The sequence below is a fragment of the Bacillus sp. 1021 genome (genome assembly GCF_014534735.1).
Lineage (GTDB): Bacteria > Bacillota > Bacilli > Bacillales > Bacillaceae > Bacillus > Bacillus siamensis.
The window spans coordinates 1233660-1246399 of the sequence record NZ_JACVSR010000001.1 but is presented as its reverse complement, the minus strand read 5'-3'; the positions used below and the strand labels follow the sequence as shown (position 1 = coordinate 1246399).

At 47.9% G+C, this 12740-nt stretch carries 16 protein-coding genes; 15 read left to right on the top strand and 1 reads right to left on the bottom strand.

Annotation, left to right across the window (positions count from 1 at the left end):
- The 8 genes from ICW23_RS06010 to ICW23_RS05975 all read left to right on the top strand — a co-directional run bounded on the left by ICW23_RS06010 (nt 1) and on the right by ICW23_RS05975 (nt 5915).
- Complete coding sequence (locus ICW23_RS06010; RefSeq protein ID WP_016939088.1) at nt 1–540, top strand: ReoY family proteolytic degradation factor; 540 nt, start codon at nt 1–3, stop codon at nt 538–540.
- Between the two features lie 54 nt (nt 541–594).
- Nucleotides 595–1041, top strand: a complete 447-nt coding sequence (locus ICW23_RS06005; protein ID WP_064779076.1) for a YpiF family protein — start codon at nt 595–597, stop codon at nt 1039–1041.
- 138 nt (nt 1042–1179) lie between these two features.
- Nucleotides 1180–1683, top strand: coding sequence for a Rieske (2Fe-2S) protein (locus tag ICW23_RS06000; protein WP_003153484.1), 504 nt, complete (start codon nt 1180–1182; stop codon nt 1681–1683).
- Nucleotide 1684: 1 nt separating this feature from the next.
- Nucleotides 1685–2359, top strand: coding sequence for a menaquinol-cytochrome c reductase cytochrome b subunit (qcrB, locus tag ICW23_RS05995; protein ID WP_003153485.1), 675 nt, complete (start codon nt 1685–1687; stop codon nt 2357–2359).
- A gap of 31 nt (nt 2360–2390) precedes the next feature.
- Nucleotides 2391–3158 (top strand): menaquinol-cytochrome c reductase cytochrome b/c subunit, encoded by a 768-nt coding sequence (locus ICW23_RS05990; RefSeq protein ID WP_045927203.1) that lies wholly within the window; start codon nt 2391–2393, stop codon nt 3156–3158.
- 107 nt (nt 3159–3265) lie between these two features.
- A complete protein-coding gene (gene lhaT, locus ICW23_RS05985) occupies nt 3266–3859 on the top strand; it encodes a lipoprotein heptaprenylglyceryl N-acetyltransferase LhaT (protein ID WP_029575376.1) in 594 nt (197 codons plus the stop codon).
- 67 nt (nt 3860–3926) lie between these two features.
- Nucleotides 3927–4709, top strand: coding sequence for a sporulation protein YpjB (gene ypjB, locus ICW23_RS05980; RefSeq protein WP_016939084.1), 783 nt, complete (start codon nt 3927–3929; stop codon nt 4707–4709).
- Nucleotides 4710–4739: 30 nt separating this feature from the next.
- The gene (locus tag ICW23_RS05975; protein ID WP_016939083.1) at nt 4740–5915 is read left to right on the top strand and encodes an oxalate decarboxylase family bicupin; all 1176 of its coding nucleotides are present in this window, start codon (nt 4740–4742) and stop codon (nt 5913–5915) included.
- Nucleotides 5916–5938: 23 nt separating this feature from the next.
- Here the strand turns inward: ICW23_RS05975 and ICW23_RS05970 are convergent, their stop codons facing one another.
- A complete protein-coding gene (locus ICW23_RS05970; protein ID WP_016939082.1) occupies nt 5939–6811 on the bottom strand; it encodes a YitT family protein in 873 nt (290 codons plus the stop codon).
- Nucleotides 6812–6953: 142 nt separating this feature from the next.
- On the opposite strand from ICW23_RS05970, the gene ICW23_RS05965 reads away from it, so the two are divergent.
- From ICW23_RS05965 to ICW23_RS05935, 7 genes are read left to right on the top strand one after another with little or no spacing between them, the layout of a single operon-like run.
- Nucleotides 6954–7289: a nucleotide pyrophosphohydrolase gene (locus ICW23_RS05965; RefSeq protein ID WP_188154172.1), complete on the top strand. Its 336-nt coding sequence runs from the start codon at nt 6954–6956 to the stop codon at nt 7287–7289.
- 8 nt (nt 7290–7297) lie between these two features.
- Nucleotides 7298–8101, top strand: a complete 804-nt coding sequence (gene dapB, locus ICW23_RS05960) for a 4-hydroxy-tetrahydrodipicolinate reductase (protein WP_003153497.1) — start codon at nt 7298–7300, stop codon at nt 8099–8101.
- Nucleotides 8102–8124: 23 nt separating this feature from the next.
- The gene (gene mgsA / locus ICW23_RS05955; RefSeq protein ID WP_016939081.1) at nt 8125–8538 is read left to right on the top strand and encodes a methylglyoxal synthase; all 414 of its coding nucleotides are present in this window, start codon (nt 8125–8127) and stop codon (nt 8536–8538) included.
- Nucleotides 8531–9244 carry a bacillithiol biosynthesis deacetylase BshB1 gene (bshB1, locus tag ICW23_RS05950; protein ID WP_016939080.1) on the top strand — a complete coding sequence of 238 codons (714 nt, stop codon included), beginning with the start codon at nt 8531–8533 and terminating at the stop codon, nt 9242–9244. The genes mgsA and bshB1 overlap by 8 nt, the downstream gene beginning before the upstream one ends.
- Entirely contained in the window at nt 9241–10374 is a 1134-nt protein-coding gene (bshA, locus tag ICW23_RS05945) for an N-acetyl-alpha-D-glucosaminyl L-malate synthase BshA (protein WP_016939079.1), read from the top strand. The genes bshB1 and bshA overlap by 4 nt, the downstream gene beginning before the upstream one ends.
- A 4-nt stretch (nt 10375–10378) precedes the next feature.
- Complete coding sequence (locus tag ICW23_RS05940; protein ID WP_016939078.1) at nt 10379–11569, top strand: CCA tRNA nucleotidyltransferase; 1191 nt, start codon at nt 10379–10381, stop codon at nt 11567–11569.
- The gene (locus ICW23_RS05935) at nt 11554–12531 is read left to right on the top strand and encodes a bifunctional biotin--[acetyl-CoA-carboxylase] synthetase/biotin operon repressor (RefSeq protein ID WP_016939077.1); all 978 of its coding nucleotides are present in this window, start codon (nt 11554–11556) and stop codon (nt 12529–12531) included. Before ICW23_RS05940 ends, ICW23_RS05935 begins: the two co-directional genes overlap by 16 nt.
- The last annotated feature ends 209 nt before the right edge of the window (nt 12532–12740 follow it).

The window sequence follows — 12740 nt, the reverse complement described above, 5'->3', positions numbered from 1 at the left end:
ATGCAGACCCCTGTTTCTGTCAATGAAAAAAAGGATTTTATCCGTTGGTTTTTAAATCATTATCAGCTTAAACGCCGGGAGTGCGTCTGGATTTTAAATTATTTAATGAGTCATGATACATTAATGGAGAAAGTCCATTTTGTAGAACAAGCTGAATTTTGTCCGAGAGGCATTATCATGTCTACGCATTGCGTTGATGAGGTGCCGTTTAGGTTTTACAAAGAAAATGTCATGACCACGGACGCAGAAAAATCTTTTCACGACATCCGGCTGAATAAGCAGCAGGATTTATTTATCCAGCTGAATTTCCGTTCGGCTTACAGCTCGCCTGAATATGCTGCTGTTCTTGAATTAAATCCGCATCTGCCGAAAGAACTGTTTGAAAATAAACAGGATCAGGGGATGGCCGAAAAAATATTAGAACATGCCATATCCACTTTCCAGCGGGAAAAGCTGCTTAAAGATATCGACGAGGCGCTGGACCGCCACGACAAAGAAACATTTGAAAAGCTTTCCCGCCAATTGAATCAGCTCACATAAATGACAGCCTTGCAGAATATGCAAGGCTTGTTGCGTAAGGAGGAGGAACCAGACATGAGATGGAGGGCCGCTGATGCCGATGTCTATTTGCAATCTGCGGTTTACATTGATACCGCTGTCATTCCGTTAATTTCCATAACGTCTGCAGGAGGCTTAAAAGAGGCCGTTGAACGGGGGGAGAGCACCCAATTGCTTTCTGAAGAGCTTGAGCGCCAGTTGAAGGGACGGGTATATTTATTCCCCTCTTATACATATGTTGATATAGATCAATCACAGATCGCCCTGCTGCAAAAATTCAAAGAAGAGGTGATGACCAGCTTCCGGCATGCCTTGTTTCTGACGGCAGACGAAAAATGGAAGGACTCTGAAATAGGATCTGATGTCATCTACATACCTGCAGTCCCGTTTGAACATATGAAAGACTCTTTAAAGAGAAAAATAGCGGATGATAAGTGCGGGGAAATTTTGAACGTTTTGTTACAGAAGTGGAACAATTCCTAAAAACTCCAGACATCCCGCAAAACAGCCATTTTGCCTCTGTTGACCTTGCTGAAAGATTCATATATTATGAGGGTGTCAAATCTCAGAATTATTTTCTATTTTAGTTAATTTTTGGTCAATCTTTTAGGGGGGGAAGAGATGGGCGGAAAACAAGATATATCAAGAAGGCAATTTTTAAACTATGCGCTCACCGGCGTGGGGGGATTTATGGCCGCCAGTGCGCTTATGCCTATGGTCCGTTTTGCGCTGGACCCGGTATTAAAACCGACGGGAGATCAAAAAATGGTGCAGGTTGTCAGCGTCGATGAATTGACGAAGGAGCCGAAACGGTTTGACTTTAAAATTCATCAGGTCGACGCCTGGTACGAATCGGAAGAATCCAGGTCAGCCTGGGTCTACAAGCATGGCGATGAAATTATAGCGCTTTCGCCGATCTGCAAGCATTTAGGCTGCACCGTAAACTGGAACAATGATCCTAAAAATCCGAACAAATTCTTTTGTCCCTGCCATTACGGGCTGTATGAAAAAGACGGCACGAACGTTCCGGGCACGCCGCCGCTCGCGCCTCTTGACCGTTATGAGCAAAAAGTAAAGGACGGCTTTTTGTATCTTGGAAAAGCAAAGCCTAGGGGGGAAGGGTGACATGCTGAACAAAATTTATGACTGGGTGGACGAACGTCTCGATATTACGCCGATGTGGCGGGATATCGCCGACCATGAAGTGCCGGAACATGTGAATCCAGCTCACCATTTCTCGGCTTTTGTCTATTGTTTCGGCGGATTGACGTTTTTTGTAACCGTTATCCAAGTGCTGTCCGGGATGTTTTTAACGATGTATTATGTGCCGGATATTAAAAACGCGTGGGAATCTGTGTATTATTTGCAGAATGAAGTCGCTTTCGGACAGATTGTAAGGGGTATGCATCATTGGGGGGCAAGTTTAGTCATCGTGATGATGTTTTTACATACGCTGCGGGTTTTCTTTCAGGGAGCTTATAAAAAGCCTCGGGAATTGAACTGGATCGTCGGTGTTCTGATCTTTTTTGTGATGCTTGGTCTCGGTTTTACAGGGTATCTGCTTCCGTGGGACATGAAGGCGCTGTTTGCGACAAAGGTAGGTCTTCAGATTGCGGAGGCGACGCCGTTGATCGGAGCGCAGGTGAAAACCCTTCTTGCCGGCCACCACGATATTGTCGGCGCCCAAACGCTGACGAGATTCTTTGCGATTCACGTGTTTTTTCTCCCTGCCGCTTTGTTTGCGCTCATGGGCGCCCACTTTGTCATGATTCGCAAGCAGGGAATTTCAGGACCGCTTTAATACAGATCTGATATAAAAGGGAGGGGATGACATGCACCGGGGGAAAGGAATGAAGTTTGTAGGAGATTCAAGGATTCCGGCTGAAAAAAAACCGAATATACCGAAAGACTATTCAGAGTATCCGGGAAAGACAGAGGCGTTCTGGCCGAACTTCCTGCTGAAGGAATGGATGGTCGGAGCCGTTTTCCTCGTCGGATTTCTCGTTTTGACGATAGTGCACGAGCCGCCTTTGGAACGGGTTGCGGACCCGACGGATACGGGATATATACCGCTGCCGGATTGGTATTTTCTATTTTTATACCAGCTTTTAAAATATGAATATGCCGCGGGGAGCTACACCGTTATCGGCGCGATGATTATACCGGGGCTTGCCTTCGGGTCGCTTCTTTTGGCTCCGTTTCTCGACAGGGGATCTGAAAGAAGGCCGTGGAAGCGTCCGGTTGCGGTCGGCATGATGCTTTTGGCGCTTTGCGCTACGGTCTTTTTAACGTGGCAGTCAGTCGCGACGCATGACTGGGCGAAGGCGGAGGAGCAAGGGAAAATCAAAAAAGAAGCCGCCATTGATACCGAATCAGACGGTTATAAAGTATTTAAAGAACAGGGCTGTATTTCCTGTCACGGGGATAATCTTCAAGGCGGAGGCGCCGGTCCGTCCCTGGTCGATAACGGGCTGAGCCCGGAAGAAATTAAAAAGATCGCCGTCAAAGGGAAAGGGCAGATGCCAGCCGGTATTTTTAAAGGGAATGATAAACAGCTTGATCAGCTGGCGAAGTTCATTTCTGAAACGACCTCAAAATAACGTATTGTGAAGCGGACAATAGCAGGATATACTTTTATGAAAAGAGCTGACCGGATGTCAGCTTTTTTTGCATGATACATATTTTTTAAGGACTGAGAGTTGATCGTATGAGGTGGATTTCTTATCTTTTAGGACGGCGCGGCATGCTTCTGCTTGCTCTTGCCGTTAATTTTATCGGTACCGCGTACGGCTATTATTGGTATTTGCCGCAGCTTGCGGACACGCCGTTCCGTTTTCTGATATTTGTGCCTGACAGCCCGACGGCGACGTTTTTCTTCCTGTTCGTGCTTTTGGCATTTCTTATGAGAAGAAACGCGCCGCTGTTTGAAGCGCTTGCGCTTGTAACCCTTGTAAAATACGGGCTGTGGGCGGTCGGAATGAATATCTTTGTGCTGATTAAAATGGGGCAGATGCCTTGGGAAGGGTACATGCTGATTGCTTCACATTTCGCCATGGCGGTTCAAGGTGTTTTATACAGCCCGTATTTTCGGTTCCGGTTATGGCATCTTGCCGTTGCCGCTGTTTGGACGCTTCATAATGACGTCATTGATTATCTTTTCGGCATGATGCCCCGCTATTCAATGCTTAGTGCTTATATGCAAGAGATCGGCTATGCCACATTCTGGCTGAGCCTGTTTTCACTCGGTCTTGCATACGTTTTGGTGATTTCCAAAAGGCGGATAAAGCTTGACTTACACTGATAGAATCTTGGTCTAACCTTGTCCCGCTCTTCATATTCTGTAAAGAGAAGGAGTGGGAGGGACCTCTATGAAACGAAAGCTGACGATCTGTCTTTTGCTTGCTCTTATGTGTTTCATCACAACTGCTAAAGCTGAAGGTGAGGGCGGTCTCAAGGAACTGAACGACCTTTCGGATACCGTTTTCCAGATGACGAGGCATTCGCAGTATGATGAGGCCCTGCAAGTGCTTGGCTACTTTAAGAAAAAAATGACACACGTAAACTCACTGACCGGCGCCGAAGTCAGGCAGGTGACTCTGGGCTGTAATGATTTAGAGCGCGCCTTGAAACAGGCGGATGCCTCAGATTCCGAAAAAATTCGCGCAGCCGCTCAGTTCAGGCTTGTAATGGATGCGATGGAAGACCACTCCGATCCGCTGTGGGGTTCGCTTGAAAGACCGATTATGGCGACATTCAGCGCCTTAAAAGAAGATGTCAGCGGGAACGGAAGTGAGAATTTCAATGAAAAGTGGAATGAATTTATATCATTATATGATTTAATTTATCCCAGCCTGACAATGGATGTGTCGGCCGGCCAGCTTGATACGGTGGCGAAACATATCGAGGTGATTGAGCAGGAAGGGTTTCAGCAGATGACAAAAGGAACAAAGCTTGAGCGTCTGACGCTTCTGCAGCAGGATTTAAAACGTGTATTTGACAAGGTGGAGCGGGATGACGCTGATCCTTCGCTGCTCTGGGTCATTCTGACAACAGGCGGTATCATTATTACTGCGCTGACATATGTCGGCTACCGAAAATACAGAGCGGAAAAAAAGAAAGAGAAAAAGCGTGAATATCCTAAGTCTAAATAAACACAAATTGCTGTAAAGGAGCTAAAGCCAGTGAAAAAACTCATCCAGCAATTGGTTTCAAAACACCTCCCGCAGCCGATCAGAGGCAGAAAAGGGGCGACTGATGAAGGGCCGCGGAACCTCGCGCGTGACTTCCAGAATCCTGATATGCTCGTTCCGCCTTCAACGGATGCGGGAACGGTTCAAAACTTGAAATTCTCTTTTTCTGATACGCATATGAGGCTTGAAGACGGCGGATGGTCGAGAGAAGTGACGGTCAGGGAACTGCCGGTGTCCAAAAACATCGCGGCGGTGAACATGAGACTGAAACCGGGAGCTGTGCGGGAACTTCATTGGCATAAAGAAGCCGAATGGGGATACGTGATAAACGGAGAAGTCCGTTTAACCGCAGTCGACCAAAACGGGCGGAATTTTATTGACAACGTCAGTGAAGGGGATTTGTGGTATTTTCCTTCCGGCATCCCTCATTCCATTCAAGGGATGGAGCAGGGCAGTGAGTTTCTGCTTGTCTTTGATGACGGCTCTTTTTCAGAAAACAGCACCTTTTCTGTAACGGACTGGTTTGCCCACACCCCGCGCAGCGTGCTGGAGGCGAACTTCGGTGTTCCCGGATATGACTTGGCCTACATTCACAAGAAAGAGCGTTACATGTTCCAGCTGGAACCGCCTCCCCCGATTGAACAGGCAGCCGTTTCTTCCCCGGAAGGCACCGTTTTGGAGCCGTTCAGCTACAAGCTCTCCCGGCAGGAGCCTCTTGTTACCAGCGGGGGAAGAGTCAAGATCGTTGATTCAAAAACGTTTAAGGTGTCAAAAACGATTGCCGCCGCTCTCGTGGAAGTCGAACCCGGAGGCATGAGAGAATTACATTGGCATCCGAATACGGACGAGTGGCAGTATTATCTTTCGGGAGAAGCGAAAATGACGGTGTTTGCGGCGGAGGGAAGAGCGCGGACATTTAACTATCAAGCGGGTGACGTGGGATATGTTCCTTTTGCGATGGGGCATTATGTCCAGAATATCGGTGACACCGTGCTTCGCTTTCTGGAAATTTTCAAAAGCGACCGTTTTGAAGACGTCTCCCTAAACCAATGGCTGGCACTGACGCCGCAGCGCTTCGTCGAGCAGACGCTCAATGTCAGTCCGGCATTCGCCCGCCGATTGAAAAAGAAAAAATCACCGGTTGTCAAATGGAAACACGAACAGTAAAGGCGGCAAAAGCCGCCTTTTTATTATCGTCTGATCGGATTTTTATTTTCATCAAGCGTAAATCCTTCTCCGAGTACATCATGGACGTCGCTTACGGCAACAAAGGCGTGCGGGTCAACAGAAGTGATGACGCTTTTCAAAAGCACAATTTCGTTTTTCGGAACGACGCAGTAAAGAACGTCTCTGTCTTCTTTTGTGTATGATCCCTGCCCTTTTAAAACGGTGACGCCGCGGTCCATCTCATCTATGATCTTTTGCTGGATCAAATCGTTTTTCGAAGAAATAATCGTTGCCCCTTTTGCCGCATAGCCGCCTTCCTGTATAAAATCAATCAATCGCGCAGCGACAAAAACGGCTACAAGCGTGTACATCGCTTCCTTGTAAGAAAGATACGTAAACAAAGAAAGCAAAATGACGCAGGCATCAAAGGCAAACATCGTCCGGCCCATCGGGATTCCGAAAAACTTATTGATCAGCCTGGCGATGATATCGACCCCGCCCGTCGTGCCTCCGTATTTAAAAATAATGCCGAGACCCGCGCCGATAAATACACCCGCGAACAAGGCTGCCAGAGCTAAATCATGCGACAGCGGCATATGAATTTCGTAACGCTGAAAAATACTCAGAAAAACGGAAAGAGAGACGGTGCCGATCAGGGTATAGACAAACATCGTCCGGCCGAGCATGCGCCAGCCGATGAAAAAGATAGGAATGTTTAATACCAGGTTGGAAATAGAAGGGCTGATGTGGAATAACGCATATAAGAGCAGCGTAATGCCGGTAAATCCGCCTTCCGCCAAATTGTTCTGCATATTAAAGTGAACCAGTCCGAATGAAAAAACAGCGGCGCCGATTAAAATAAAGCAAATGTTTTTGATTCTGATTTCTCCAAGCATTGCATCAAACCCCTTTTCCTTCCATTAGATTGCGTAAATATTATAGTGGATACAAAAGAAAACAGCAAACTGCCGTTTTTAACATTTGTCAAATGTACTTGAATTAGCTAACATGGAAGAGATGACAGGAGGTATTCGCACAGTGAGTGACAAAACGATGAAAGACTTACAAGCTGAGGTCGATGAATATATCGGCCAATTCAAAGAAGGCTATTTCAGCCCGCTTGCCATGATGGCCCGTCTCACCGAAGAACTGGGCGAACTTGCAAGAGAAGTCAACCATTACTATGGGGAAAAGCCGAAGAAAATGACGGAAAATGAGAAAAGCATGGAAGAGGAAATGGGCGACGTGCTGTTCGTCCTGATCTGCCTCGCCAACTCCCTTGATATTTCATTGGAGGAAGCTCATAACCGCGTGATGCATAAATTTAATACACGGGATAAAGATCGCTGGACGAGAAAAGAAGAAGGAAAGTAGGAGAAACCATGTCAAATGAAACCATTAAAGTCGTAATCGCCGGACCGAGAGGCAGAATGGGCCAAGAGGCCGTAAAACTTGCTGTCCGCACGCCACATTTTGAGCTTGTCGGCGCCATTGACCATACATACGATCAGCAAACATTGCGGGAAGTGATGTCAGCTGATTCAGATGCTCTTATTTATACGGATATCCGCGCATGTTTCCAAGAAACAAAACCGGATGTGCTGATCGATTTAACAACGCCTGAAATCGGCAAAAAACATACGAAAGCCGCTCTTGAACACGGCGTCCGTCCTGTTGTAGGAACGACCGGATTTTCCGAAGCGGATTTAGAGGAGCTTCAAGCCTTGACTGAAGAAAAAGGAATCGGCGCCATTATCGCTCCGAACTTTGCATTGGGCGCGGTGCTGATGATGAAATTCTCACAAATGGCCGCCAACTATTTTGAAGATGTAGAAATCATTGAGCTTCATCATGATCAAAAACTGGACGCACCGAGCGGAACGGCGCTGAAAACAGCGGAAATGATCTCAAGCGTCCGTACAGAAAAGCAGCAGGGTCATCCTGATGAAAAAGAAATCCTGCCGGGCGCCCGCGGTGCTGAATTAAACGGCATCCGCCTTCACAGCGTGCGTCTGCCGGGCCTTATCGCCCATCAGGAAGTCATGTTCGGCATGGACGGCCAAACGCTGAAATTGCGTCATGATTCCTATAACCGGGCTTCCTTTATGTCAGGAGTGAAGCTGTCAGTAGAGCAAGTGATGAAAATCGACCAGCTTGTGTACGGTCTCGAAAATATTATCGACTGAATCGGCAAGGGGGAGAATATCAAATGAAAATCGCTTTGATTGCTCACGATAAAAAAAAGCAGGATATGGTTCAGTTTACGACCGCATATAAAGATATATTGAGCCGCCATGAGTTATACGCGACGGGCACGACAGGCTTGAAAATCCAGGAAGCGACCGGATTGTCCGTTGAACGTTTTCAATCCGGCCCGCTCGGCGGAGATCAGCAAATCGGGGCATTAATTGCGGCGAATGCTCTTGATCTCGTCATTTTTCTGCGGGATCCGTTAACTGCGCAGCCTCACGAACCGGATGTATCGGCGCTGATCCGGCTGTGTGACGTATATGCGATCCCGCTGGCCACAAATATGGGAACAGCGGAGATTCTCGTCCGTACGCTGGACGGCGGGGCGTTTGATTTCCGCAATCTCGTGCGCGGAGGAGAGCCTAATGTCTGAACACGTTGATATTCTTGCGTTCGGCGCCCATAGCGATGATGTCGAGATTGGTATGGGCGGCACAATCGCAAAATTTACGGGGCAAGGAAAAACTGCTGTGATATGCGATCTGACCGAGGCCGAGCTGTCATCTAACGGAACGGTAAGTATAAGAAAAGAAGAAGCGGCGGAGGCCGCCCGAATTCTCGGCGTGAAAGAGAGAATCCAGCTTACGCTTCCTGACCGCGGGCTTTTGAAAAGTGAGGACAGCATCCGCCGGATTGTCAGTGTCATCAGAGCATGCCGGCCGAAAGCCGTTTTCATGCCTTATCCGAAAGACCGCCATCCAGATCACGGCAATGCGGCGGCATTAGTCGAAGAGGCGGTATTCTCAGCGGGAATTCATAAATATAAAGATCACCGGGAACTGCCGGCTCACAAGGCTCAAAAAGTTTACTATTATATGATTAACGGATTTCACCGTCCGGACTTTGTAATCGACATAACGGAAACCATCGATCTGAAAAAAGAAAGCCTGCACGCCTATCAAAGTCAGTTTATTCCTACGGCGCAGTCAGTGAACACACCGCTGACAAACGGTTATATCGAAATGGTGGAAGCGCGGGAAAGACTGTATGGCAAAGAAGCCGGGACGGGGTATGCCGAAGGTTTCTTTTCAAAACAGCTTCCCGTTTTGAATGATGATGTTTTTGGGGGCGGACAATGAGACCATTAAAAATAGGGATTACATGCTACCCGAGTGTCGGAGGCTCGGGTATTATTGCGACGGAACTCGGCAAGCTGCTTGCGGAAAAGGGGCACCAGGTTCATTTTATCACATCAAGCATCCCGTTCAGATTAAATACATATCATCCGAATATTCATTTTCATGAGGTGGAGGTCAACCAATACGCGGTATTTAAACATCCGCCTTACGACCTTTCACTGGCGAGCAAAATCGCCGAGGTTGCCGCAAGGGAAAATCTTGATATCATCCACGCGCACTATGCGCTCCCGCATGCAGTATGCGCTTATCTTGCCAAACAGATGCTAAAGCGCGACATCGGCATTGTTACGACGCTTCACGGTACGGACATTACCGTTTTAGGGTATGATCCGTCATTAAAAGATTTAATCCGGTTTGCCATTGAAGCGTCCGACAGAGTGACCGCTGTATCAACCGCGCTTGCCGGGGAAACTTATGATCTAATCAAGCCGGATAAAAAAATTGAGACCATTTACAACTTTATTGATGAACGTGTTTATCTTAAGAAAAATACAGAGAGTATAAAAGAGAAGCACGGTATTTCGCCGGATGAGAAAGTCGTCATCCATGTTTCCAACTTCAGAAAGGTAAAACGCGTGAAGGATGTGATCCGTGTTTTCCGTAATATCGCAGCCAAAACAAAGGCGAAGCTTCTGCTTGTCGGCGACGGACCGGAAAAGTGCGTCGCTTGGCAGCTTGTCGAGAAATACGGCCTGCAGGACCAAGTGCTGCTCCTCGGAAACCAGGACAGGGTGGAAGAGCTGTATTCCATCAGTGATCTTAAGCTCCTTCTTTCTGAAAAAGAAAGTTTCGGGCTCGTGCTTCTGGAGGCGATGGCCTGCGGCGTGCCGTGCATCGGAACGAATATCGGCGGAATACCGGAAGTGATTAAAGATCAAGTAAGCGGTTTTCTGGTGGAAGTCGGCGATATTCAAGCGGCTTCTGAAAAAGCGCTTGCCGTTTTAGAAGACAAACAGCTCAGCAAACGTTTGACTGACCATGCGCTGAAAATGGTGGAGACCGCCTTTTCTTCGCAACGAATCGTCAGTCAGTACGAACGGATTTATGATGAATTGGCAGGACCGGAGTGATCTTATGGAACAGGAATTTGTCAAAGCCCTCCCCATCCTTCACCATCTGATAAAGGCGGGCCACCAGGCCTACTTTGTCGGGGGAGCCGTCAGAGACAGCTATATGAAACGAAAAATAGGTGATGTGGACATCGCGACAAGCGCTTCGCCGGATGAGGTGGAGCGCCTCTTTGAGCGGACCGTCGATGTCGGCAAAGAGCACGGCACCGTAATCGTCTTATGGGAAGATGAAACATATGAAGTCACCACCTTCCGCGCCGAATCAGAATATAAGGACTACCGGCGCCCTGAAGCCGTCCGGTTCATTACATCTTTAGCAGAAGACTTAAAGCGGAGAGACTTAACGATTAATGCAATGGCGATGTCTGCCGAAGGAGAATTGCTTGATTATTTCGGAGGCGTTCATGATATCGCGCAAAAGCTGATCCGTACGGTGGGGAACCCTGAAGACCGTTTTCGGGAAGACGCTCTGCGGATGATGAGAGCCGTCCGGTTTATGAGCCAGCTCGGCTTTCTGTTAGAGAAAGAAACAAAAGAGGCCGTCATAAAAGACAGGGAGCTTTTGGCGCACGTATCAGTAGAACGAAAGACCGTCGAGTTTGAAAAGCTGCTTGTTGGCGCATCTTCAAAAGAAGCGATTCAAACAATGGTGCAGACAGGTCTGATACAAGAGCTGCCCGGCCTTTCCGGTTATGAGAAGCAAATGCTTGAAGCGAGCGGATATCCGTTTTCCTCCTTAGATGCGCGCGAAGAACGCTGGGCAGCGCTGTTATTATTTCTCGGTCTTTGTCCGAAAAGCGCCGAACCGTTTTTAAAACAATGGAAACTGCCGGGAAAAGTCATAAAAAAAGCGGTGCAGATCATAAGCGTTTATCCGGCGCAGCTTGAAGCCCAGGCGATGTACCGGTCTGGAGATGCGCTGTTTTCAGCCGTTAAAATCGAAATGCTGAAAAAGCATAAGACGGTTGATGAACAAAAGCTGAAAGAGATTCGGAGCCTGTATGAGCAGCTGCCGATCAAAAGCCTTCGTGATCTCGACATTTCAGGCGCTGATCTGATGGAGCTCAGAAACCGCCGTGCGGGTAAATGGATTGCCGAAGAACTTAGCCGGATTGAAGAAGCGGTATTGGCAGGGAAGCTCTCCAACCGAAAACATGACATAAAGGAGTGGCTCGCATCATGGGATCAACATTAAGAACCCGATTAATTGATTTATTTTCTGAGGCGGGTGACGGCTTTATCTCCGGGCAGAAAATAAGTGACGCGCTCGGCTGTTCGAGAACAGCCGTTTGGAAACATATAGAAGAACTCCGCAAAGAGGGCTATGAGGTTGAGGCGGTCAGACGAAAAGGGTACAGGCTCATCAAAAAACCGGGGAAACTCAGTGAATCTGAAATCCGCTTCGGGCTGAAAACAGAGGTTATGGGCAAACAGCTGTATTACCGGGACGTCCTGCCGTCCACCCAAAAAACCGCCCATGAACTGGCCAATGACGGCGCGCCGGAAGGAACACTCGTAGTTGCCGATAAACAAACGGCAGGCAGAGGAAGAATGTCCAGAGTGTGGCATTCTCAGGAAGGAAACGGGATATGGATGAGCCTCATCCTGAGACCGGAAATTCCTTTGCAAAAAACGCCGCAGCTCACCCTGTTATCTGCCGTTGCGGTTGTTCAGGCTATCGAATCCTTTACCGGTGTACAGCCCGCTATTAAGTGGCCGAATGATTTAATGATTCACGGCAAAAAGGCCGTCGGAATCTTAACTGAGCTGCAGGCGGAAGAAGACCGTGTCCGTTCGGTCATTCTCGGCATCGGAATCAACGTGAACCAGCGGGAAACCGATTTTCCCGGCGAGCTTCAGGATATTGCGACAAGCCTCAGCCTGGAAGCCGGCGAAAAAATTGACAGAGCGGGTCTGATACAAGAGATTCTGCTGACTTTTGAAAAACGCTATCAGGATTATCTGAAGCACGGCTTTACACCGATTAAGCTGTTATGGGAAAGCTACGCGGTCGGATTGGCGAGTGAGCTCAGAGCGAGAACGCTGCAAGGGACGTTTTACGGGAAATCGCTCGGCATTGATGATGAGGGGGTCCTTCTTTTGGAAACGAAAGACGGCATAAAGAAGATCTATTCTGCCGATATTGAGCTCAATTAATCTTAGTTGGTACAAGCCTCGTGAATTTGGTATACTTCCTATGGGCAGTATCATAATGAACTGCACCTGATCAGCAGAACAGAGATTACGAAAAGTCTGCCTTGATCCAAAAAAGGACTGGGACAGAGGGATGACATTCGCTGAACGTTAAACAAGTGGGAATCCTTCTTATTTTACAGAAGGCTTTTTTGCTTGCGAAGAATTGGCGG